General features: G+C 65.9%; 18 protein-coding genes and 1 pseudogene. 7 read left to right on the top strand and 12 right to left on the bottom strand.

Annotation, left to right across the window (positions count from 1 at the left end; translation table 11 throughout):
- The first annotated feature begins 39 nt into the window (after positions 1 to 39).
- Positions 40 to 201, top strand: a complete 162-nt coding sequence (locus EJA05_RS28235) for a hypothetical protein (protein WP_190306065.1) — start codon at positions 40 to 42, stop codon at positions 199 to 201.
- Positions 202 to 1058: 857 nt separating this feature from the next.
- Here the strand turns inward: EJA05_RS28235 and EJA05_RS13660 are convergent.
- On the bottom strand, positions 1059 to 3191 hold the full coding sequence (locus EJA05_RS13660; RefSeq protein ID WP_125858645.1) for a TonB-dependent siderophore receptor: 2133 nt from the start codon (positions 3189 to 3191) through the stop codon (positions 1059 to 1061).
- A gap of 238 nt (positions 3192 to 3429) precedes the next feature.
- Between EJA05_RS13660 and EJA05_RS13655 the strand changes: the two genes are divergently transcribed.
- Complete coding sequence (locus tag EJA05_RS13655; protein ID WP_125858644.1) at positions 3430 to 4443, top strand: transporter; 1014 nt, start codon at positions 3430 to 3432, stop codon at positions 4441 to 4443.
- Here EJA05_RS13655 and EJA05_RS13650 read toward each other — a convergent pair.
- Both EJA05_RS13650 and pmrG read right to left on the bottom strand, forming a co-directional pair.
- Positions 4394 to 5224, bottom strand: coding sequence for a phosphatase PAP2 family protein (locus EJA05_RS13650; protein WP_125464103.1), 831 nt, complete (start codon positions 5222 to 5224; stop codon positions 4394 to 4396). The two genes, EJA05_RS13655 and EJA05_RS13650, sit on opposite strands and share 50 nt — an antisense overlap.
- Positions 5225 to 5226: 2 nt before the next feature.
- Complete coding sequence (pmrG, locus tag EJA05_RS13645; RefSeq protein ID WP_125858643.1) at positions 5227 to 5910, bottom strand: lipopolysaccharide core heptose(II)-phosphate phosphatase PmrG; 684 nt, start codon at positions 5908 to 5910, stop codon at positions 5227 to 5229.
- Positions 5911 to 6190: 280 nt separating this feature from the next.
- On the opposite strand from pmrG, the gene hflK (EJA05_RS13640) reads away from it, so the two are divergent.
- From hflK (EJA05_RS13640) to EJA05_RS13625, 4 genes are read left to right on the top strand one after another with little or no spacing between them, the layout of a single operon-like run.
- The gene (gene hflK / locus EJA05_RS13640; protein WP_125858642.1) at positions 6191 to 8170 is read left to right on the top strand and encodes a protease modulator HflK; all 1980 of its coding nucleotides are present in this window, start codon (positions 6191 to 6193) and stop codon (positions 8168 to 8170) included.
- Positions 8167 to 9177 carry a protease modulator HflC gene (gene hflC / locus EJA05_RS13635; RefSeq protein WP_125858641.1) on the top strand — a complete coding sequence of 337 codons (1011 nt, stop codon included), beginning with the start codon at positions 8167 to 8169 and terminating at the stop codon, positions 9175 to 9177. The genes hflK (EJA05_RS13640) and hflC overlap by 4 nt, the downstream gene beginning before the upstream one ends.
- On the top strand, positions 9170 to 10189 hold the full coding sequence (gene hflK, locus EJA05_RS13630) for a protease modulator HflK (protein ID WP_223811920.1): 1020 nt from the start codon (positions 9170 to 9172) through the stop codon (positions 10187 to 10189). The genes hflC and hflK (EJA05_RS13630) overlap by 8 nt, the downstream gene beginning before the upstream one ends.
- Positions 10186 to 12120 carry a heavy metal translocating P-type ATPase gene (locus tag EJA05_RS13625; RefSeq protein WP_125858639.1) on the top strand — a complete coding sequence of 645 codons (1935 nt, stop codon included), beginning with the start codon at positions 10186 to 10188 and terminating at the stop codon, positions 12118 to 12120. The genes hflK (EJA05_RS13630) and EJA05_RS13625 overlap by 4 nt, the downstream gene beginning before the upstream one ends.
- Positions 12121 to 12288: 168 nt before the next feature.
- Here the strand turns inward: EJA05_RS13625 and EJA05_RS13620 are convergent.
- The 3 genes and pseudogenes from EJA05_RS13620 to EJA05_RS13605 form a co-directional block, all read right to left on the bottom strand.
- Positions 12289 to 13537 (bottom strand): annotated as a pseudogene (locus EJA05_RS13620) (IS256 family transposase).
- A gap of 383 nt (positions 13538 to 13920) precedes the next feature.
- Positions 13921 to 15078, bottom strand: coding sequence for a cationic peptide resistance protein CprA (cprA, locus tag EJA05_RS13610; RefSeq protein WP_125858638.1), 1158 nt, complete (start codon positions 15076 to 15078; stop codon positions 13921 to 13923).
- Positions 15079 to 15193: 115 nt separating this feature from the next.
- Positions 15194 to 15379: a hypothetical protein gene (locus tag EJA05_RS13605; protein WP_125858637.1), complete on the bottom strand. Its 186-nt coding sequence runs from the start codon at positions 15377 to 15379 to the stop codon at positions 15194 to 15196.
- A gap of 296 nt (positions 15380 to 15675) precedes the next feature.
- Between EJA05_RS13605 and EJA05_RS13600 the strand changes: the two genes are divergently transcribed.
- Complete coding sequence (locus EJA05_RS13600) at positions 15676 to 16647, top strand: DUF4434 domain-containing protein (protein WP_125858636.1); 972 nt, start codon at positions 15676 to 15678, stop codon at positions 16645 to 16647.
- Between the two features lies 1 nt (position 16648).
- Here EJA05_RS13600 and EJA05_RS13595 read toward each other — a convergent pair whose 3' ends face one another.
- The 6 genes from EJA05_RS13595 to EJA05_RS13570 are packed head-to-tail and all read right to left on the bottom strand — an operon-like array spanning position 16649 to position 22888.
- Positions 16649 to 17776, bottom strand: a complete 1128-nt coding sequence (locus EJA05_RS13595; RefSeq protein WP_125858635.1) for an acyl-CoA dehydrogenase family protein — start codon at positions 17774 to 17776, stop codon at positions 16649 to 16651.
- A gap of 6 nt (positions 17777 to 17782) precedes the next feature.
- Positions 17783 to 18442: an alginate O-acetyltransferase AlgF gene (locus EJA05_RS13590; protein ID WP_125858634.1), complete on the bottom strand. Its 660-nt coding sequence runs from the start codon at positions 18440 to 18442 to the stop codon at positions 17783 to 17785.
- Entirely contained in the window at positions 18439 to 19911 is a 1473-nt protein-coding gene (locus tag EJA05_RS13585; protein WP_125858633.1) for an AMP-binding protein, read from the bottom strand. The genes EJA05_RS13590 and EJA05_RS13585 overlap by 4 nt, the downstream gene beginning before the upstream one ends.
- A gap of 33 nt (positions 19912 to 19944) precedes the next feature.
- Positions 19945 to 20178 carry an acyl carrier protein gene (locus EJA05_RS13580; protein WP_125464092.1) on the bottom strand — a complete coding sequence of 78 codons (234 nt, stop codon included), beginning with the start codon at positions 20176 to 20178 and terminating at the stop codon, positions 19945 to 19947.
- A gap of 18 nt (positions 20179 to 20196) precedes the next feature.
- A complete protein-coding gene (locus EJA05_RS13575; protein ID WP_125858632.1) occupies positions 20197 to 21771 on the bottom strand; it encodes an MBOAT family O-acyltransferase in 1575 nt (524 codons plus the stop codon).
- Entirely contained in the window at positions 21761 to 22888 is a 1128-nt protein-coding gene (locus EJA05_RS13570) for an alginate O-acetyltransferase AlgX-related protein (RefSeq protein ID WP_110993813.1), read from the bottom strand. Before EJA05_RS13570 ends, EJA05_RS13575 begins: the two co-directional genes overlap by 11 nt.
- Positions 22889 to 22890: the final 2 nt, after the last annotated feature.

Below are 22890 nucleotides of genomic sequence, written 5' to 3'. Positions count from 1 at the left end.
TGCCAGGCGTCAGGTGCCGCCGCGGTCGTCACCGACATCGTGATTGGCGCCGTCGTCGGCGCCGTGGCCGACACCATGGGCTTCGCCGGCATCATGGTTGGCCCCGTCATCGGCACCGTGGCCGACACCATGCAGGCCTCCGGCATCGTGGTTACCGCCATCGTCGGCGCCATGGCCGCCTGCCGAGCCGCCATGGCCTGAGCCACCGCTGCCACCGCCACTGCCGCCATGCCCACCGCCGCCGCTACCCCCTCCGCCGTGGCCGCCTCCGCCTCCGCCTCCGCCACCTCCATGGCCTCCACCGCCACCACCCCCGCCATGGCCGCCACCACCTCCGCCTCCGCCTCCGCCTCCACCGTCCTTCGCCATGGCGCTGGAAAATGCGCCCAGGTTGTCCGGCAGCAGCACGGACGATGCCGAGAGCACGCCGCCGATGGCCAGCATCCACACGATTTTTTTCAACTGCATAGTGATCTCCGCTCAGCGTTGCCTGCGTTTGCTTGCAGGGAAGGCCACAGCCGGTGGACCTCGGCCGCCGGGGTGGCGGCCCGCCAGTCGTCTGGCAGGGTCCTGGAGCACGATCCTTCGAAGGCCGATGGCCCGTGGCGCGGCGATTGCCGCTTTGATAGTTGAGCGTAGTTTGTAATACGCAGTTACAAGTACCGGTTGTCAGGGATGGTGGTTCGAGGGTTTCTGACTGATACCGAGTGGGGGCCGGCAGGTGCTTGGCGACAGCTTTGCAGCGCTCTCAAGATCGAGCGCCGCCCGCGCGGCGCATCGCTGGCAAGCCAGCTCCCACATTTATTTCGGGCCAGTTATGTCTGTGGAAGTACCGCTGCCCGCCTTGGTGCATGTCTCAAGTCGGGCGAGGCGCCAGTGGTGCCCACTTCTAATACCGAGTCGAACCAACAAGGCGGACAGTGGTGAAATCACAGGAGTGACTGGCCCGAAACAGATGTGGGAGCTGGCTTGCCAGCGATGCGCCGCGCGGGCGGCGCTCGATCTGATAGGCGCTGCAACTCTTGCGGCGGACACCTGCTCGCCCAACCGCAAAGCTCTTAGAAGGTGTAAGCAACCCCAGCCTGCACCGTGCGCGGCGCACCTGGATACGCATAGGTATTGAACGCCCCTTCGTCATACCCCTTGTTGAACACGTTCTTCACATCCAGGTTCAGGCGCACATGCTCGTTGACCTTGTAGTAGCTCAACAGGTCAACCACGCTGTACTGCTCCATGGTGTAAGTCACCGCCTCGGTCTGGCCATTGCGGTCATCCACATACTTGAGCCCCACACCGAGCCCCAGTCCTTTGGCCAGTCCGTCCTGGAACTCGTAGGTATTGAGCAGGCTGAAACTGTTGCGCGGGATGTTGGCCAGGCGCGTGCCGCTGGGCAGGCGGTTGTCCTTGGTCACTTCGGCATCGACATAGGCATAACCGCCGATCACCCGCCACTCAGGGGTGATGTTGCCGGCCACGTTGAGGTCCAGGCCGCGGCTGCGCACTTCGCCGGCGGCCAGGCTGTAGTTGGGGTCGGCCGGGTCGCGGGTCAGCACGTTCTCCTTGACGATGTGGTAGATCGCCGCGTCGACGCTCAACTGGCGCTCCAATGCCTCCCACTTCATCCCCAGTTCGTACGACTTGCCTTTTTCCGGATCGAAGCCGTCGCCCTGGCGGCTGGCACCGGTATTGGGCTTGAACGAGCGCGCCGTGTTGGCGTAGACGGCAACCGTGTCGGTCAGGTCGTAGAGCAGGCCGAAACGCGGGGTGACGGCATTGTCGGCCGCCTGCCAGCCCTTGGCGCCCGGCAGGTAATTGTCGTAGTCATGCTCGAAGCGCTCCAGGCGCACACCCGCCAGTGCCTTCAGGCGCTCGGTCAGGGCCACCTGGTCCTGGACGAACCAGGCCCAGGTCTTGAGGTTTTCCTGGTCGTGGGTGGTGGTGCGGGTCAGGGCAGGGCGCGGCTGGCCCAGCACCGGGTGGTAGATATCGATCGGGTAGGTGCCGTCGGTGGCCGACGAGCGCTGGATGATCGAGCGGTAGTCATAGTCTTCGTACTCGATGCCGGTCAGCAGGGTGTGGCTGAACGCGCCGGTGTCGAAGTGGCCGGTGAGGTTGAGCTGGTAGTCGCGGTCGGTCCACTCCAGCTTGCGGTAGTTGAAGTTGCGCTGCAGGGTGTGGCCGTCAGCCGGTGCCTTGTTGGCTTCCACGGCGTTGCCCTGCAGGATGCCGTCGAGCCACTGCATGCCGCCGGCCAGGGTCCAGTTGTCGTTGAGCAGGTGCTCGAAGCGCAGTTGGGCCATGTTGTTGTCGTTGTGCAGCAGGTTGTCGCTGCCTTTTTCCCAGATGTAGGTGTCGCGCGAGGCGCTGCCGGTCTGGGTGCCGTAGCGGGTCAGGCCACGGTCGAGGGGGTGGTTGTTACGCATGAAATCGCCCTCGAAGACGATTTTGGTGCTGTCGTTGACCTGCCAGCTGAGTACCGGGGCGACGTCGTAACGCTCGCTCTGGACGTCGTCACGGAAGCTCTCGCCGCCCTCGCCAAGCACATTCAGGCGGTAGGCCAGGCTACCGTCCTGGCTCAACGGGCCGGTGGCGTCGAGGGTTGCGCGGTGCATGCCTTGGTCATCGAACTGGCTGCCCAGGGTGACCTTGGATTCGGGCAAGGGTTGCTTGCTGACCACGTTGAAGGTGCCGCCGGGGTCGCCACGGCCGTACAGGGCGGTGGCGGGGCCGCGCAGCACTTCCAGGCGCTCGACGGTGTTGGCGTCCGGGGCATTGGGGTAGCCGCGGTTGATCGGGAAGCCGTTGCGGTAGAACTCTCCTGTGGTGAAGCCGCGCACGGTGAAGGTGGTCAGGCCCTGGCCGCCGAAGTTGTTGGCCCGGCCAATGCCGCCGGCGTAGTCGAGGGCGTCCTGCAGGCGGGTGGCGCCGGTGTCTTCCAGCACATCCTTGGGCACCACGCTGACCGACTGTGGGGTTTCGTGCAGGGCAGTGTCGGTGCGGGTGGCGCTGGCCGAACGGGTGGCGCGGTAACCTTCGACCGGGCCGTCGGCCCGCTCGTAGTCGGCGGCATCGGCATTGATGTTCACGGCTTCAAGCTGAATGCCGGTGCTGGTTTCGAGCGGCGCTGGCGCGGCCCAGCTGAACATCGGAGCGGCGTGGAGCAGGCACAGCGACACAATCCTGTAACGCATGGGTTCAGGTCCTGGAAAGGGGCACGGGAGGGGTGTTAAAGCGTCGCGATATTATCTGGTAACAATTCCCATTACCAGAAATTTTGGCATACCGAATGCCAGTTGTGACGAGCGTGCCAGGTCCATGGGCGTCGGCTGCAACAGCCGAGGCCTTCAGCGAAAACGTCACGTGACTGTCATGTGACGTTACCTAATATGACCCTCTCTGAATCGGGACTCGCCGAGGTCGCCCCGCCGCATGCTCCCCGCCAATCCGCAAAACCCCGAAACCGACCTGCACGGCTTGCTCTATGCGTACCTGTTCCGCCCGGGCCAGCCCGGCCGCGAGCTCGACTCGGCACAGGCCATGGCACATTTGCAGGCGCCAGCCGACGAGCAGTTCCTCTGGCTGCACCTGAACCTTGCCCACGCCGCCTGCGAGCGCTGGATGAAGAGCCACCTGGACCTGCCCGAAACCTTTTTCGAAACCCTGCGCGAAGGGTCGCGCTCCACGCGTATCGAGCACACCGACAGTGCCTTGCTGGCGGTGGTCAACGACCTGGTGTTCAGCTATGGCGTGATGTCGTCCGACGTTTCCACCTTGTGGGCCTGTGCACGCAGCCGCTTGCTGGTCAGCGCACGCTTGCAGCCGCTGCACTCGGTGGACGAGCTGCGCTCATCGGTAAAGCGCGGCGAGGGGTTCGGTTCGACGGTGGAGTTGCTGGTGCACCTGGTGCGCGATCAGGGCGACCTGCTGACCCGGGTGCTGCGCGAAACCACCTTGAAGATCGACCGCATCGAGGACCAGTTGCTGTCGCTGCGCCTGAGCGACAACCGCGCCGAGCTGGGCAGCCTGCGCCGCGTGCTGGTACGCCTGCAGCGCCTGCTGGCACTGGAGCCGGGCTCGCTGCTGCGGCTGCTGAACCGCCCGCCCGAATGGTTGCACGAAGAGGATATCCGCCAGTTGCGGGCCTCTACTGAAGAGTTTTCGGTGATCATCAGCGACCTCACCAGCCTGGTCGAGCGGATCAAGCTGCTGCAGGAAGAGATTGCCGCCAAGCTCACCGAAGAGAACAACCGCACCCTGTTCACCCTTACCGTGGTCACCGTGCTGGCACTGCCGATCAATATCATCGCCGGCTTTTTCGGCATGAACGTCGGGGGCGTGCCGCTGTCGGACGACCCCCACGGCTTCTGGGTACTGGTGGCGCTGGTGGTGACCTTTACGTTGATTGCAGGGCGCTGGGCGTTTCGCAAGCGGGGCGATTACTGAGCCTTGCCTGCGGCGCTGCCTGCAAGGCCGGGCGGCCATAGAACAGCAGCGCGGTGCTCCAACTGGTCAGCCAGACGAAAATGCCGGCCCAGAAGGTATGTGACATGTAGTGCCAGCCCTGCAGCACCCGGGTGGTGCCGTAGAACATGCCCACCAGCAGGATCGCCACCAGCAACTTGCGCGCATGCACCCAGCGATGGCGCAGGGCGATGAAGTACAGCGCCAGCAGGGTGAAGCCGCTGGAGGCGTGCCCGCCGGGCCAGCAACGGCCGGGGCCGGCGCGGTCCAGCCCGTTGAACTGGTCGAACCATTCGTAGCGCGCCTCGGTGCCGCCATACAGCGTGGTTTCCACCGGGCAGTACACCCCGGTGTGGCTCTTGAGGTAGTGGATGACCATGGTGCACAGGCCGAACGCGACCACCACGAACCACAGGTCGCGGCGATAGCGGGTGCTCCAGCGCATCACCGGGGCGATGCGCACCGCCTCCAGCAAGCCGGTGGCACGGGCCGAGCGCGAGGCCAGCGGCCACAGCAGCGACAGCAGCACCCCGATCACCGCCAGTTCACCCGTCCAGTCCGGCAGGATTCGCGGCCACTTGTGGGTGAGTTTCTCGAACAGCGCGTTGTGCGCGAAGACGAACTGCCCGTTGGCATCCAGCAGCAGGTTGCTGATCCAGCGGTCCAGCTCGGTCAGGTCGAACAGCACGAACACCAGCACCGCCAGCAACAGCGGGAAGGCCAGGTTGTTGAGGTAGAAGCGCGTGCGCATGGAAAGCTGCATGGTCACACCCCTTTGCCAGGGGCCAGGTTGCGCCACTGGGTGGCGTTCATCTGGCCAAGAAGCTGTGGTTTGCCGGCACTGTCGAGCGACAGGAACAAGGCACTTGCATAACCGCTGCTGCGTTCGCCGCCAGCTACGCCCAGTTGCCGCTCGAGCTGCTCGATGCAGCCACTGTGGGTCACCAGCACCAGGTTATGGCCGGGCCGCTTGTGGTCGAACACCGCGCTGGCGAAGGTCGTATCGCAACGAGCCAGCCAGTCCTGGGTGGTGATGTTCTTGCCGAACATGAAGCCTGCCGTCTGCCGGGTACGCACCTCGGGGCTGGCCAGGATATCGCTGTCCTGCAGCCCCAGCCGCTCGAGGCCAAGGCCCACACCGACAGCGGCGCGGCTGCCGTCCTCGGTGATGCCGGCGGGGTCGCTCAGGCAGGCGGCATGGGAGCGGTCGCAGCGTTCGGCGTGACGCACCAGGATGATGGTCGAGCCCTTGGCCCAGGCTGCATAGGTACCGCTGCGGCTCATTTGTCGCTCGCTGCCGAGGTCGCGTACCTGGGTGCGAGAGGCAAAAGACACGCCCGCAGTCAGGGTCAACGCCACGCACAGACCGGCAAGCAATGCCCTGGGGGAGAGCCGAAAGCGCCGGGGCGGCTTCAGGGATGAGGGTTTGACGAGGGTGCCTTGCAGCATGCAGTCACTCCGAGGGTGAGCAATGTTGGATGCAGCGGCACTGGGCCACAGGCATCGCGAGTGGCGGCACTTTATGCAGGCGAATGTCGGGAGACGGTGAGGCGGATGTGAAAAAAATGCGAGGGGCGCTCTGCTCGATGAAATCGATGAAATATTTCCTCACAATTTTTTCACTGGCGTTGCTATAACATAACGAAATTAACCATGCCTCGAATCTGCCACAGCATGCCGGGCGGGTGACCACCTTGCGGCCATGCACCCTTGAGTCTTTGGAGTCTTCATGAGCGTCAACCTGGATAGCCCTGGCCTGGACCTGCAGGGGATTGCGCGCTTCCAGCAAGCACTCACGCAGGCACGCCGCCTGAGGCTGCTGGTTTACAGCGCGGCGGTGGCGGCTGTCTTGCTGGGCGGGCTGGCATTCTTCGTCGGGTTGTTCGCGCCCGCTTCATATTGGGCGCCCTTGCTGAGCATCAATGCCGCCGCCTGGTTGCTGGTGGCCGCCAGCAGCCAGGCGGCCTGGGACGTTGCCGGCTGGCGTGCCGCCGCCATCGGCCAGCCCTGCGCGCAGCTGGCGTTCTGGCGCAAAGCCGGCCAGGAGGAGGGCGACCCGGAACTGCTCAGCCCTTACGAGCGCTGGCTCGAGCGGCTGGGCGCGCTGTGCCTTAGGCAGTTGCAGCGCATTGGCGGCGACGCACTGTGGCTGTTCGGCCTGGCACTGCTGGCGTTGCTGCTGGTGCAGGCGCATTGGCGGTTCGATCTTCCGGCTGCCACCCTGGCCAGCCAGGCGAGCTGGGTGACGGTGGGTACATGGGCGTTGCTGGCTTTCGGGCTGGTAGTCGTCGAGCGCCATCTGGCCAGCAGCGACGGCAATGCATGGCCCGAAGCTGCGGCGCTGGCGGCACAGTTGCGGCTGCTGATCGCTGTGCTGGTGCTGTCTATTGCTTGCCTGGCGTTCGCCGACGGCGAGCGGCTGTGGCCGGCACGCCTGGCGGTGCTGATCGGCCTGCTGCCTGGCCTGCTGGCCATCGAGTTGATGTTGCGGGCCGTCCTGGCGGTGTTCAGCCCGCGCCATCCACGCCGCGAACCACAGTGGCTGGCGCGCAGTCTGGTGGCCGGAGCGTTGCAATGGCCGCCACGACCGCTGGCCTACCTGCAGGGCGAGTTGCACCAGCGCCTGGGCATCGACCTGCAGCAAATTTGGGCCTTCGGCTTCATGCGTCGCGCCTTGTTGCCGGTGCTGGCACTGGTCGGCCTGGCCGGCTGGCTGCTCACCGGGGTGGTCGAAGTGCCCATGGACGGGCGCGGCGTGTATGAACGCTTCGGCAACCCGGTGCAGGTCTATCAACCCGGGTTGCACCTGGGGCTGCCCTGGCCGCTCGGCAAGGTCGTGCGGGTGGACAACGGTACGCTGCACGAGTTGGCCAGCACCGGCGACGCTGCCGCCGCCGAGCCTCTGGCCGCTGCCGAGGGGCCTGCGCCCGTGGGCGCCAACCGCTTGTGGGATGCCACCCACCTCAGCGAGAACGCCCAGGTGATCGCGGGCAGCGATGGCGGCGCGCAGAGCTTCCAGATCGTCAACATGGACGTGCGCTTCATCTATCGCATCGGCCTGAGTGACGCTGCGGCGCTGGCCGCCACCTACCACAGCAGCGATATCGAGCAGTTGCTGCGCAGCGTCGCCAACCGGGTGCTGGTACACGACTTTGCCGGGCGCTCGCTCGACGGCGTGCTGGGCGAAGCGCGCGAAGCCCTGGGCCAGGATATCGGCAGGGCGGTGCAGGCCGATCTCGATCGGCTCGACAGCGGGGTGGAGATCCTGGCCACGGCGATCGAGGCGATCCATCCGCCTGCCGGTGCGGCCAATGCCTACCACGGCGTGCAGGCCGCGCAGATCAATGCCGATGCCTTGATCGCCCGTGATCGTGGCCAGGCCGCACAGCAGGCCAGCCTTGCCCGCCAAGCCGCCAGCCTGGCCGCCGATTCGGCCAGCGCCGGCGCCCATGAAACCCGCGCCAAGGCCCAGGCCGCGGCGCTGGTGTTCGATGCCGAACAGGCGGCCTGGGCCGGTGCTGGCCAGGCCTTCGTCCTGGAACAGTACTTGAGCCGACTGAGCCAAGGGCTGGCCGGTGCCCACAGCCTGATCATCGACCACCGCCTGGGCGCAGCCCAGGCGCCGACCCTGGACCTGCGCAGCTATGCACTGCCGGTGGACCCAGCGGTATCAACCTCCAGTAGCCGCAACCAGGAGCACGCCAAGTGAGCCAGAGCACCCATGCCGCCCACGACCACCATGGCTGCGACCATGACCATGACCATGACCATTCACCTGCTGACCAGGCGCCGGTCGGCCCCGTCCGGCGCCGAATGTTGAGCGCCGCGCTGCTGGTGCTGCTGCTCGCCGCGACTGCCAGCCTGGTGCAGGTACGAGTCGGCGAGGCCACCGTCATCACCCGTTTCGGCAACCCCTCGCGGGTGCTGCTGGAACCGGGCCTTGCCTGGCGCTGGCCGGTGCCGTTCGAAGCGGCGGTGCCGGTCGACCTGCGCCTGCGCACCACCTCCAGCGGCCTGCAGGACGTCGGTACCCGCGATGGCCTGCGGATCATCGTGCAGGCCTATATCGCCTGGCAGGTGGCGGCCGACCCGCAGAGCATCCAGCGCTTCATGCGCGCCGTGCAGAACCAGCCCGACGAAGCGGCGCGGCAGATCCGCACCCTGGTGGGCTCGGCACTGGAAACCAGTGCCAGTGGCTTCGAGCTGGCCGACCTGGTGAACGTGGACGCCAGCCGCGTACGTATCGATGCCTTCGAACAGCGTTTGCAGCAGCAGATCGCCGACCAACTGGCGCACACCTACGGCATCAAGGTGGTGCAGGTGGGCATCGAGCGGCTGACCCTGCCCAAGGTGACCCTCGAGGCCACCGTCGACCGCATGCGTGCCGAGCGCGAGACCATCGCCACCGAGCGCACCGCCGAAGGCAAGCGCAAGGCGGCCGAAATTCGCTCGGCGGCCGAGCGCGACGCCCGCATCCTCGAGGCCGACGCCAGCGTCAAGGCCGCGCAAATCCAGGCCCAGGCCCAGGTCGAGGCGGCACAGACCTACGCCAAGGCCTATGCCGGTGCCCCTGAGCTGTACCGGCTGCTGCGCTCGCTCGACACCCTCGGCACGTTGGTGACGCCCAACACTCGCCTGGTGCTGCGCACCGACGCGGCGCCGTTCCGCGTGCTGGTGGACGGCCCGGCACTGCCGGCGGGGCATGCCCATGACTAACCCGCGAGGTAGCGCCTGGCTGCAGGCCGGCGGCGTCGGTTTTATCGCACTGTATGCGGTCACCCTGCTGGCGGCGCTGGGCTGGCTGTTCGGCAATGTTCGCGAAATAGGCCCGGAGAACCGTGCGGTGGTGCTGCGCCTGGGCGCCGAGTCACGGGTCCAGAACGCCGGTTTGCTGCTGGCCTGGCCGCGGCCGTTCGAGCAGGTGCTGATGCTGCCGTCGGCCGACCGGATAAGCGAGCGCCGGATCGAGCTGCTGCTGCGCTCGGAGCTGGCGCGCAAGGCCGACCTGGACGGCAAGCTGGCCGGCGATGCCACGGCGGGCTCGGGCTACCTGCTCAGCGGTGACGCGGGCATGGTGCAACTGGACGTGCGGGTGTTCTACACAGTCAACGAGCCTTATGCCTTCACCCGTCAGGGCGAGCATGTGCTGCCAGCGCTGGAGCGCCTGGTCGAGCGCAGCGCGGTGCAGGTCTGCGCCTCTCGCGACATGGACGCGATCCTGGTGGCCCGCCCCGAACTGGTCGGCGCCGACAGCGGCGTTGCCGAGCGCCGTGAGCGCTTGCGGGGCGACCTGCAGCAGGGCATCAACCAGCGCCTGGCGGCGCTCAAGGCGGCCGGCGGCGAGCTGGGCATCGAGGTGGTGCGGGTGGATGTGCAGTCCTCACTGCCCTTGGCGGCGGTTAACGCCTTCAATGCCGTGCTCACCGCCAGCCAGCAGGCGGAGCAGGCGATCGCCAGCGCGCGCAACGACGCCGCGCGGCAGTTGCAGCAGGCCACCCAGGCTGCTGACCACACCCAGCAGGTGGCCGAGGCCGAGGGGCGTGAGCGCGTGTCCGGCGCCCAGGCCAGCACGGCGACCATCGTCGGCCTGGGCGGTCAGCAGAGCCCGGACCTGCTGCTGCGCCTGTACCGCGAGCGCGTTCCCGCCATTCTGTCCCACGCGGGCAGCGTGACCACCGTCGACCCCGGCGATGCCGGGCGCATGATCCTGGAAGGCCCGAAACCATGAGTACTCACCACCACGGCCATCACCATCACCACCACGGCCATGTACATCTAACGGCAGGGCTGTTGTCCAGCGACGAGCGTCGCCAGGCCGCCCGCCAGCTGACCCTGGCCATGCTCGCCCTCGGCCTGCTCGGGTTGGGCCTGGCCTGGCGTTGGCTGGCCCCGGCCCAGGAGACCGTGGCGCAGCTATTGCTGGGCTGCGCCTCGCTGCTGGTGGCGGTGCCGGTGCTGCGCTCGGCCTGGTTCAGCCTGCGCCAGCCGAGCCTGCATGGCATCACCGACCAACTGATCGGCCTGGCCATGCTCGGCGCCTGGGCCACCGGAGACCTAGCCACTGCCGCGCTGCTGCCGGTCATCATGATCTTCGGCCATGTGCTGGAAGAGCGCAGCGTGCTCGGCTCGCAAGAGGCGATCGAGGCCCTGGGGCGGCTGACCCGCAGCCAGGCGCGTCTGATCGGCGCCGATGGCCAGGTTCGCGAGGTCGACAATGCCAGCCTGGTGCCGGGCGATCAGGTCGAAGTGCGTGCCGGCGACAGGATACCGGCCGATGGCCGGGTGCTGGAGGGCCATGCCAGCCTGGACACCGCGCCGATCACCGGTGAGGGCGTCCCTCAGGATGTGCAGGCTGGCGCGGCGGTGCATGGTGGTGCGATCAACCTCGATGGCCTGTTGCGCATCGAAGTCACCCGCGTCGGCGACGATTCCACACTGGGCAAGGTCATCGCCCTGATGCAGCGCGCCGAGCAGGCCAAACCGCCAATCACCCGTTTGCTGGAACGTTATGCCGGGCGTTATCTGCTGCTGGTATTGCTGATCGCCGCTGCCACCTGGTTCATCACCGCCGATGCCCAGGCCATGCTCGCCGTTCTGGTGGCCGCCTGCCCCTGTGCGCTGGTGCTGTCGGCGCCGGCCACCGCCGTGGCCGGGATTGCCGTTGCCGCGCGGCACGGCATCCTGATCCGCGGCTCGGCGTTTCTTGAGGAGCTTGCCGACCTGACCTCGCTGGTGATCGACAAGACCGGCACGCTCACCCACGGCAGCCTGCATCTGCAGCGGATACTGTGCAGTGCATCGGCGTGGCCTGAGGATAAGGTCAAACGCCTGGCGGCGAGCCTCGGCACTGCCAGCAGCCACCCGGTCAGCCGCGCCTTGGCCGGGCTGGTCAGCCATGATCGGCTGCTGGCCCTGAGCGATCTGCGCGAACGCCAGGGGTTCGGCGTATTGGCCCGCACCGCTGATGGCGACGCCGCGTTGGGGCGCCCGGAGCTGTTCCAGCAACTGGGTATCGCCATGCCCGCAGTGCCGGCCCATGACGGGCCGATTGCCGGGTTGGCCCTGGATGGCCACTTCGTGGCCTGGCTGCTGCTGGCCGACAACCTGCGCGCCGAAGCCGCCGAGGCCATGACGCAACTGCGCGAGTTGGGGTTGGGGCGGCAACTGCTGCTGACCGGCGACCGGCAGAGCGTGGCCGACGCAGTCGCTGCGCAAACCGGGATCGGCAGTGTGGTCGCCCAGGCGTTGCCGCATGACAAGCTGAAGCACGTCAATCAGGAGTTGCAGGCCGGTTTCCGGCCGCTGGTGGTGGGCGATGGCATCAACGATTCTTTGGCGCTGAAGGCGGGCGTGGTTGGTGTGGCCATGGGCGTGGGCGGCAGCGATATCGCCATGGCTGCGGCCGATATCGTGCTGATCAATCCCGACCTGCGCCGGCTGGGTACCTGTGTTCGCCTGAGCCGCTTGTGCCGCCGTACCCTGCAATGGAATGTGCTGATTGGGCTGGGTTGGACCTTGGGGATCATCGCGGCGGCCGCGTTTGGGCTGTTGGGGGCGGCTGGGGCGATGATTGCGGCGGTGTTGCACAACTTCAGTACTTTGTTGGTGCTGGGGAATGCAGGGCGGTTGTTGCGGTATGACGAGAGGGGGGTGGAGTGAAGATTGGGTGGAGGCCGCCAGGTGTTCGCCGGTAGTTTTGCAGCGCCTTCGAGATCGAGCGCCGCCCGCGCGGCGCATCGCTGGCAAGCCAGCTCCCACATTTGTTGGGACTGTCAGATTTTTTGTGTGCGGGCCGGTAACGGCCTGCCGTTAGGCAGGCCCTGATTTTCACCAGGCTGGCCTGATGAACCGATCTCCGTACAGAATCGCAAATTGATTCATCGCGCTTTTCCAGTCATGGGCCGGTTTTCCCCAATTGGCTGTGATGTTGCGCAATCCCAGCCAAATCAGTTTGGTCGCTGCATCATCATTCGGGAAATGTCCGCGAGTCTTGATGACCTTGCGTAGCTGGGCATTGATGCTCTCGATGGCGTTGGTGGTATAGATCACCTTTCGGATGGCGGGCGGGAAAACAAAGAATGGAATCACGCGATCCAAGCCCGTCGCCAAGCAGCCACCACCGTCGGATATTTCTCGCCCACGGCCCGTTCTCAAACTCATCGAGTGCTTGCTCAGCCGCTTCGGCATTGATGGCTTGGTAAATCGGCTTCAGCTCCTTGGCCAGAGCCCGCCGCTTGTCCCAGGCCGCGTAGTCGAGGCTGTTGCGGATCAGGTGCACGATGCACGTTTGCAACGTCGTCTCTGGAAACACGGCACTGAGAGCCTCTGGCATACCTTTGAGGCCATCGGTCACGGCAATCAGCACATCTTCAACACCGCGCGTCTTGAGATCGTTAAAGACCTTCATCCAAAACTTCGCACCCTCGGTGTTCTCGATCCAGATGCCCAGGATATCGCGCGTACCGTCGGGGAGAACGCCCAGGGCCAAGTAAATGGCCTTGTTGCGAACCAGGCCTTCTTCGCGGATCTTCACCCGCAGTGCATCGAAGAAAATGACCGGGTACATCGGCTCCAGTGGCCGCTGTTGCCACGCGCCAATCTCTTCCATGACCTCGTCTGTCACAGAGCTGATGAAATCGGGTGAAACGTCGGTTCCATACTGCTCGGACAGGAAGGCCCGGATCTCTCTGACCGTCATTCCACGGGCGTACATGGCGATGATTTTGTCATCGAATCCGGTGTAACGGCGCTCATGCTTGGGGATCAGAATGGGCGAGAAGCTGCCGTCACGGTCCCGAGGGATATCCAGCCGTAGCGGGCCATCGCCTGTCAGCACTGTCTTGCCACTCGTGCCATTGCGCTGGTTGGTCTCATCCTCTGGGCGCTGCGCGCCCGGAGGATAGCCCAGGTGATGGCCAAGTTCGGCGTTCAGGGCCCGCTCGATCAGCGCTTTCTTGAAGGCGGCAGAGGCCTCTTCGATAGCCTCTGCGGTCATCAGTGGGGTTGCGGAAAACTGTTCAAGCAGCTCTTTCGGGACCTTCGGTAACTCTCGAAGCGGTTTCTTTTTGGTTGGCATACATGCACCTCTTACTCATGTTATGCCCGAACACAAAATTTCTGACACCCTCCATTTGTTTCGGGCCAGTCACTCCTGTGGCTTCATCGCTGTCCGCCTTGTTGGTACGACGCGGTATTGAGGTGGGCACCACTGGCGCTTCACCCGACTTGAGACATGCACCAAGGCGTGCAGCGGTACCTTCACAGGAGTAATTGGCCCGAAACAGATGTGGGAGCTGGCTTGCCAGCGATGCGCCGCGCGGGCGGCGCTCGATCTCATAGGCGCTGCAAAACTATCGGCGAACTCCTGGTGGCCTCCCCCCAACCCCAAGCCCATAAAAAAGCCCGGAGCAGGTTCAACCCTGGCCCGGGCAAGCGCGTGTGACGGAGCAGAATGACGGGTTACTTGAAATCCGCCTGCATCTGGGTGGCAATGCTCACCCCATTGGACGACCTGACGCACACGTCCAGGTAATCAGTGAAACGCGGCGGCACAGCGATGCCTTCTTCCAGCAACCGGCTGTTGTCGAACAGGTAGTTCAGATCAGCGAAACCGCTGTACAAGCGCAGCGCGCGCAGCACCAGGCGCGGGTTGGCCGGGCCGATACGCGTGGCGAAGCTGCCAGCCAGGGACTTGAGGTCATCCACATCGACCTTGCGATAACGCTCGCCAACCGGTTCGGCACCGTTGGCCTGGGCAAACGCCTGGTCGATCTCGGCGAAGGTGCAGGCCGAGCTGTGGCCGGCGGAGATGTGGTACAGGTCGTGGTTGAGCTGGGGCTTGCGTGCCAGGCCGATCAGCGCCTCGGCGCAGTAGTCCACCGGGACCACGTCGATCTGCTCGTCGAGCCCGCAGGTGAAACTCTCCAGGGCAAAGCCCATGCGGAACACCCAGAAGATGCTGCCCGACGCCTGGCAGCCGAGGCTGCTGTGGCCGACCACGATGGACGGGCGCGCCACCACCAGCGGCAGGCCTGGCAGCTCTTCGCGCATGCGCCGCTCGATCTCGGCCTTCGAGGCGGTGTAGTCCACCAGTTGCTGCTCGGCCTCGGGGAACTCCCACGACTCGCTGATCGGCGACTCGCGCTGCGGGCCGCAGCTCATCGCCGTGCCTACATGCAGGAAGCGTTTCAGGCGCGCGGAGCGGCTGAGCACGTCGGCGAAGGCGTAGGTGCCCTCGACATTGACCGGCCAGATGGTCGGGTTCTTCGAGAACGAGGCCACGGCGGCGCAGTTGATCACCCGGTCGAACTGCATCAGGCGCGGGGTTTGCCTGGCCAGCCAGGAGGTGTCGAGCAAGTCGCCACAAAGGATCTGCGATTCTTCCAGGGCCAGGCAGTCGGCCTGGCTGACGCCATGCTGGCGCAGGTTGGCGCGCAGGCGTTCGAGGCCTTGCGCGGGTGTGTCACCGCGTACCAGGAAGGCGAGGGTGGGGCCCTGGCCGTCGGCAATCAGTTGGGCGGCGACCGACCCACCGAGGAAACCCGTGGCGCCGGTCAACAGGATGTGCTCGCCCGAATCGGCGGCGGTGAAAACTTCACCGTGGTTAATTGCGTTCATGGTTTACCTCGGGGGATAGGGTGACGCGCATTTGAAGTGATGCAATGTCAACGTAATGTGAATACGGTGTAGGTAATAAGTTGGTGCGTCAGTTTGGCGGGCTGTTCGGTCAACTTTAAAAGCGGGCCTGAATAATCGGCGAAAAAAGAGCAGGCTGCCGAAAGGCTTGCAGGGCATGGCGCGCAGCGTGCTGGCGGCTATTGTCCATGCCGAGGTTTGACTTTTCAATCACGCAGATGAGAGTGATGTGCGTGTTTGTGTGAAACAATTTTAATAAGTGTGAAAGACCGTAAGCTTTCATGAATGAACATGTAATTTTGTTTAAGTTTGAAAGGCTTCAGGTTTTGTTCAGGTAGTTAATTTGTATATGTGCTAATGCAGTGGTCCGGGTATTGGCAGTTTGGCGAAATCGACGACCGCTCACGCGTAGGGAGTACAAATGTGCTCTGCGCGGGATGACGCCACACCGTGGCTGTTCAATCACGCAAACCCGCACAAGCGCATAGACGTCTTGACCCGCATCACAGCGCCAGCCATCGGTGACGATTTAAGGTAGGCTGCTGCGTTCCAGCACCACGTTACGAAAAGGACCTCACCATTTCCGCTCCCACCCTCAGCCGCCGCAGCCTGCTGTGCCTGCTGGCCACCGCACCCATCCTCGCCAGCCTGCCGGGCTGCACACGCTCCAGCGGCCTGCAGGGCAGCTTCCTGCAACTGTGGAAGAGCCACGCCGACCTCAACCCGCAGCAATGGCGCCAGCGCCTGGCGGCCATGGCCGACATGGGCTGCCGCACGGTGACGCTGCAGTGGGTCGGGCTGATCGGCGGGCAATCGCCGTGGATGATCCCCGAGGACATGCTGCGCAACGTCTTCGACATCGCCCATGACGAGGGCATGCAGGTACAAGTCGGGCTGCCGTTCGACAACGCCTGGTGGCAGGCGCTGTCGGCAGACGAGCAGGGGCAGGCGCAGTTCTTCGCCAAGGCCCTGGGCGAGGCGCAGGGCTACATGGCTGCTGCGCCCTGGCCGCAGCACCGCGCCTTTGCCGGCTGGTACATCCCCTACGAGCTGGAGCAGTACCACTGGGCCAGCGCCGACAGCCAGCAGCGCCTGGCCGGCTGGTTGGCTGCGATGTCTGCCAGCACCCGGCAGCACAGCGACCGTATCCCGTCGATTTCCACCTACCACAGCGTGCTGCCCACCGAGGGTTCGCTGCTGCAGCTATGGCGCACGCTGCTCGATACCACCGCGCTGCGGCCGGTGGTGCAGGATGGTGTCGGTGTGGCCGGCTGGGCCAACCTGCAGGCCATCGAGCCACTGCTGCTGGAGCTGCGCCGGCGCAAGGTGCCATTCGATGTGGTCGTGGAGTTGTTCGAGCAGTTGCCGTCGGAAAAGAACGACGGCACCGACTTCAAGGCCCGCTCGGCGGATTACGCCCGGGTACAGCGGCAGTTGGAGTGGGCCCGTACCACGGGCGCCGAGCAGGTCGTGGCGTTTGCCCTCGACCCGTGGGCGCTGGGGGATGACCCGCGCGCCCGCAGGCTGCGTGAGGATTGGCTGCGCGGCTGAATCAGAGGCTGCGCCCGATGATCTCGCGCATGATTTCGCTGGTGCCACCGAAGATACGCAACGCCCGGGCATCGGCCCAGGCACGGCCGATGCCGTACTCGCTGCTGTAGCCATAGCCACCGTGCAGCTGCAGCAGCTGGTCGAGGATCTGCCCCTGGATTTCGCTGGCATTGAGCTTGGCCATGGCCGCCACCACCGGGTCCAGGCTGCCCTCGATCAGCTGCCGTGCGCAGTCGTCGAGGAACACCCGCAGCATGGTCAGCCGCGAACGGGCATCGGCCAGAATGAAGCGGTTGTGCTGGTGGTCGCTGACCCGCTTGCCGAATACCTTGCGTTCGCGGGTGTAGGCCAGGGTCTGCTCGAGCATGCCCTCGGCATGGGCGGCGGCGCGCAGGGCAATGGCCAGGCGCTCGCGGGCAAGCTCGCGGCCCAGGTACTCGAAGCCTGCGTTTTCCTCGCCCAGCAGGCAGTCGGCGGGTACGCGCAGCTCGTCGAAGAACAGCTCGCAGGTGTCCTGGGCATGCTGGCCGATCTTGGCCATGGCCGGGCCCTTGCTCAGGCCAGCCAGGCCCGCCTCGACACAGAACAGCGACAGGCCGCGGGCGCCCAGGTCGGGCTCGGTGCTGGCGACCACGATGATCAGGCCGGCGTTGACGCCGTTGGTGATGAAGGTCTTCTGGCCATTGAGCACATAGTGCTCGCCGTCACGCCGGGCGCGACAGCGTATGGCCTTGAGGTCGCTGCCGGCGCCGGGTTCGGTCATGGCGATGGCGCCGATCAGTTCGCCGGCGGCCATGGCCGGCAACCAGCGGTCTTGCTGTGCCGGGGTGCCGAGGTTGTACAGGTAGGGCGCGACCATGTCGGAATGGATCGAAAAGCCGATACCCAGGCAGTTGGCCCGGGCCAGCTCCTCGATCACCACCACGGCATGGCCGAAGTCGCCACCGGCGCCATAGGGGTCGGGCAGCGCCGGGCACAGCAGGCCTTGGGCACCGGCGTCGCGCCAGAGCGCGGTGGGCGTTATGCCCTCACGTTCCCAGTCGGCGTAGTGGGGCAGTATGCGTTCCTCGACAAACCGCCGGACCTGGTCGCGAAACAGCAGGTGATCGTCACGAAAGAGTGGGCGCATGGCGGTTTACCGGGTGTAGGGGGCGGTGCTACTGAGCTCGCCGCGCAGCACCGGTTGTGCGGCGCTGCCGGTGAGGAACAGCGCGTAGTGGTCGCCTGGCTGCAGCTGCGGCAAGGGCAGAGGCTTGGCCTGGGCCGCGCCGCAGCCGGCGGTCAAGGTGGCGCTCACCGGGTTGATCGCCCGCGCCTGGCTGGTCTGCCGAGGCACGTCGGCGAACAGGGTAGGGCCGGCCTGCACCTGCAACTGGCCGGCAGGGCAGTCGCTGGCCAGGTTGTAGAAACGCAACTCGGCCTTCAGGGCATCGTCGCTGGCGGCGCTGTCGTCCAGCACCAGCAGCTTGCCATCGTGCAGCACCAGGCTCTGGTAGCTGTCGGCGGCCACGCTGAGGGTGCCGGCGCTCTTGCCGGCAATCAGCACGGTGAACGGCTCGCCGCCCTTGACCACGTTGTAGCTGCTGGCCAGCTGGCCGGCCGCCAGTTGCTGCGCCGGGTTATGCCCGACTTGCACCTGCACGCCGCCAGCCGCGGGCTGCAGCACGCGAACGAACGCCGAGCCAGCCGGTGGACGCGGCGCATACAGCTGCGCCAGCTTGCCCTCGGCCTGGGCGACGGTGGGCAGTGCGCTGCTCAGCAGCAGGGCGCCTGTGAGCACGGCGAGGGCTTTCATACAGTCTCCTTGGGGCGTTTTACCCGGGCTTGCTGGTACAGCTCGGCCAGGCGCTTGCGGTCGACCTTGTCGGACAGGGTGCCGGGGAAGCGGCCGCAGGCCAGCAGTTCGGACGGGATCATATAGGACGGCAGGCTGCCTGCCAGCCGCTGTTTCCAGTCGGCCAGGGCCTCGGGCAACGGGCCCAGGGTGGCCGCCGGCAGGTGCCCGGGGGTTTCGATGAAACCAACCATGCGCACCAGCGCACCGTCGGGGCGGCGCAGGGCAATGGTGGCGGCGCTGTCGACCCCAGGCAGGCTGGCCAGCCCGGCGTCCACTTCGCCCAGCTCGATGCGGTAGCCATTGAGCTTGATCTGGTCGTCGCGCCGACCATGGAAGAACACCCGGCCTTGCGCGTCGATCTCGGCCAGGTCGCCGCTGCGGTAGGCGCGCTTGCCGTTGTGCTGGAACAGCACCGCCTCGCTCAGGTCCGGGCGATTGAGGTAGCCACGCATCACGTGGTCACCGGCAATGCACAGCTCGCCGTCGTCGAGGAACAGCTCGGCATAGGGCTTGGCCCGGCCGATGGACAGCGGCTGGCCAGTGTTTTCCAGCGGCGGCAGGATTTCGATCCAGGTGGTCGAGCAGGTGGCTTCGGTCGGCCCGTAGGAGTTGATGATCCGCGCCTCTGGGAAGCGCTCCCACAGCTGGTTGGCCAGGGTTGGGGTCAGCGACTCGGCACCGAACACGAACACCTGCAAGGCGGGCAGGTGGCGGGTGTCGAAGGCGTCGTTGAGCAACTGCTGACGGACGAAGGACGGCGTCGAGGCCCATACCTGTACCTGGCTGTCGGCCAGGTAGTCGACGAAACGCTCGGGGTCGCCGATCACCTCGCGCGGGCACAGCACGCACTGGCCACCCAGGGCCAGCGCTCCGCACAGGTCGAACAACGAGAAGTCGAAGCTGAACAGCATCTGGTTCATGAACCGCGGTCGTTCGCCCAGGGCCAGGCAGTCGCGGATCCAGCCGGCGAACAGCGCCAGGCTGTCGCGGCCGATCTGCACGCCCTTAGGGTCGCCGGTGCTGCCGGAGGTGAACATAACGTAGGCCAGGCCCGTCTCGGCCAGCGGTGCGGCGCAGGCAACGCCAGCGCGGAACTGGTCCTGTTCGGCGTCGTAGCAATACCCGGCGCCCACCAGCTCGATGATGCGCTGCAGGCGCTGCGGTGGGTTGATGCTGTCCAGCGGCACATAGGTCACGCCCAGGCGCAGGCAGCCGAGCATGGCCACGACGAATTCGATCTGCTTGTGGCCGCTGAGTACCAGCGCGGTGCCGGGCAGTACGCCCTGCGCGCGGGCACGCAGGGCCCAGGCCTCGACGGCCAGCTGCAGGCCGGCCCAGTCCATTACCCGATGGGCGTCGCGCAGGGCAGGGGCGTCGGCGCCCTGGTGGCAGTCGGCGAACTCACAGCGGTCGAAATCGAAGTGCATCCGGCACTCTCCTGGGCAGTGGCCTGTGCAGGCTCAGCGGTTGTTCTGAACGAAGGCGGCGAGGGCGTCGAGCGACTCCAGGTGCTCGTCGATCTCGGTGGCCGGCACTTTGACGCCGAACGCATTCTTCACCGCCATGACGATGTCCACCGCGGTCATCGAATCGACCAGGCCGGACTCGATCAGCAGGTCGTCGTGGGCCACCGGGGTGCCGACCACGTTTTCGATGATTTCGGCCAGTTGTTGCTTGAGGGCTTGTTCGCTCATGTCAATCACTCCATGGATTCAGAATTGGAAGTACAGGAAGCGTGCTTCCTTGTGCAGGTTCATCAGGCACAGCGCCAGCAGCAGCGCCATGATCAGCAGCCATTTGAGGGTCGGCGCCCAGCGCAGCGCGGCCGGGCCGTCGAGCTGCGCGCGAGCCAGCGACGGCGAGAAGCCGCCCATGATCTGTTGCGAATTGGGCAGGAACCAGGCCACGGCCAGCACTGCCAGTACGTGCAGCGTCTCCAGGTGGCGGCCCACCAGCAGGCGCCAGGCGTCACCCCAGGCGATACCGGCCGGGTACAGTACCTCGGGCAGGCTGCCCAGGCCACGCAGGCCGAACATGCCCTCGATCAGCAGCACGGCATCATGGGTGGACTCGGCGCGGAAGAAAGCCTGGGCAACGATCACCGCAGCGAAGGTCAGCAGCACGTAGCCCGCCACTTTCAGCGGGTGCTGCGTGGCCTTGTTGTTGCGCCCGACCACGAAGATGCGCCAGGCATGGTTGATCGACAGGTAGGCGGCATGCAGCAGGCCGAAGATCAAGAATTGCAGGCCAGCACCGTGCCAGATACCGGCCAGGCCCATGGTGAAGGTGGTCGGCAGGATGATCGCCGCGGCGAAGCCGCCTGGCGTTGCCGCGCCCTGGGTGCCGACCGGCAGCCCGCGCTTGCCGCGCCACTCCGACACCGCCATGGCCACCGGGTAATACAGGTAGGCGGTCAGGTAGCGGGTCAGGGTCATGTGCCAGCGGGCCCAGAAATCGATGATGTTGCTGGCCTTGTACGGCGAGTTGAAGTTCAGCGGGAAGCGAATGCCGAACATCTTGGCCAGGCCCAGGGCCATGTCCGAGTAGCCGGAAAAGTCGAAGTACAGCTGCAGTGCGTAGGCAATGCCGGTGCCCCACGCCGCCCAGAATCCGAGGCTGCCAGGGTCGGCGAAGCCGGCGTCGGCATAGGGGGCGATCGGGTCGGCCAGCAGCACCTTCTTGGCCAGGCCGATGACGAACAGCATGCCGCCAACGCTCAAGTTTTCGGCGCGGAATCGGTAGTTATCCGGCTGGGCGAACTGCGGCATCATTTCCTTGTGGTGCAGGATCGGCCCGGCGATCAGGTGCGGGAAGAAGGTCACGAACAGCACGTAGCTGAGCAGGCTGCGTTCCTTGACGATGCCGGCGCGGCAGTCGAGCAAGAAGCCGATCTGGGTGAAGGTGAAGAACGAAATGCCCAGGGGCAGGATGATGTCGTCCAGGCGGGTGCCGGCCAGGCCCCAGTCCTGGGCGAAGTTCACCAGGATGACGAAGTACTTGTAGTGGAACAGCAGCGCAATGTCGGCGCCGACCCCGGCCGTGGTGATCAGCAATTGCAGGCGTGAGCGCCCGGCCGTGCCGAGGATGGCCAGGCTGACCAGATAGTTGAAGGCGATCGAGCCGATCAGCAGCAGCACGAACTGCGGGTTCCACCAGCCGTAGAACACGATCGAGGTCACGCACAGCCACAGCGCGGCGCCGCGCAGGCTGCGGGCGGCGATCAGGTAATGGGCGGCCAGGGTCAGCGGCAGGAACAGCAGCAGGAACAGATAGGAGTTAAAGAGCATGGTCGGCCTGCGGTTCAGGTAGCGTTGCCAGCACGGCGCGCTCGTCGGCGGTCAATGGCAGCGACAGGGCGCTTTCGGAGAATTCCCAGATCACCAGCTTGAGGCTGGCCGGCCAGCGCTCACGCTTGCCCAGCGCGGCCAGCAGCGCACCGCTGAACTGGCCGCCGTCCAGGCTCTGGTTCCACACCTGTTGGCCAAGGTTGCGGCCCAGGCGTTCGGCAAAGGCGCTGCGCCGGCCGTTGGAACTGCCCGCCAGCAGCACCTGCACCGGCGGGGTGTCGTCGAGCAGGCCGCCACCGCGCTGCACCTGGATCTGCTGCGGGTGTTCGTCTTCCACGGCCGGGCGCCAGGCGCTGGCGGCGTGCTCAAGGCCCGCCAGTACGATCAGGTCACCCATGCGCGGTTGCGCCGCGCCAACCTGGGAGCTGGTGAACAGCTGGTCGCGCTTGCCATCGAGCAGCGCCAGGGCGCTGGCGGCCACGGCATCGGCGGCGCGCTGGGCACCGTCGGCATTGAGATGCACATCGGTGCGGAAGAATTGTGGCGGGGTTTGCGGGCCGTGGGCCAAGGCCGCCCCGAGGTCGGCATAGGGCACGCCCTGGCTGGCCAGGCTGGCTTGCCACTGGCCCAGGCGCGCCTGCAGTTGCGGCGACTGTTGCAGGCCGCAGAGGGCCTGGCTTTCGATACGGGATTTGTCCGGCACGGCCACCAACAGCACCTGCAGGCCCTGGCTGCGCAGTTGCCCGACCCAGTGCTGCATCAGCCGCAGGCGCGCTTCATAGGCACCTTTTACACCGGCCTGGGCGCGCAGGCCGTCGCGGTAGAACAGCCAGCCCGGGCAACCCTGTACCACTTGGTCGCCCAGGTCGCCGAGCAGGCGATAGCGCACCGCCGCGCTCAGGGTGTCGGCGTTTTTTTGCAGTTCGGGTTGCAACGCATCACCCAGGGCCTTGCCGGCCTCGCCGTCGAACCAGGCCGCCGGCTGCAGCTGCGCGGCATCGAGCTTGCTGTTGAACAGCAGCCACAGGCCACAGGCCTGGGCCAGCAGCAACAGGCCGATCACCGCGGCGGTGTAGCCACGGTGCGAAGGGGTGACGGGGGTCGCCTGTTCAGCCATGG

Source organism: Pseudomonas oryziphila (assembly GCF_003940825.1).
In the GTDB taxonomy this organism is placed as follows: Bacteria; Pseudomonadota; Gammaproteobacteria; order Pseudomonadales; family Pseudomonadaceae; genus Aquipseudomonas; species Aquipseudomonas sichuanensis.
The sequence above is the reverse complement of the archived record's forward strand: the minus strand, read 5'-3'. Positions and strand labels throughout refer to the sequence as shown.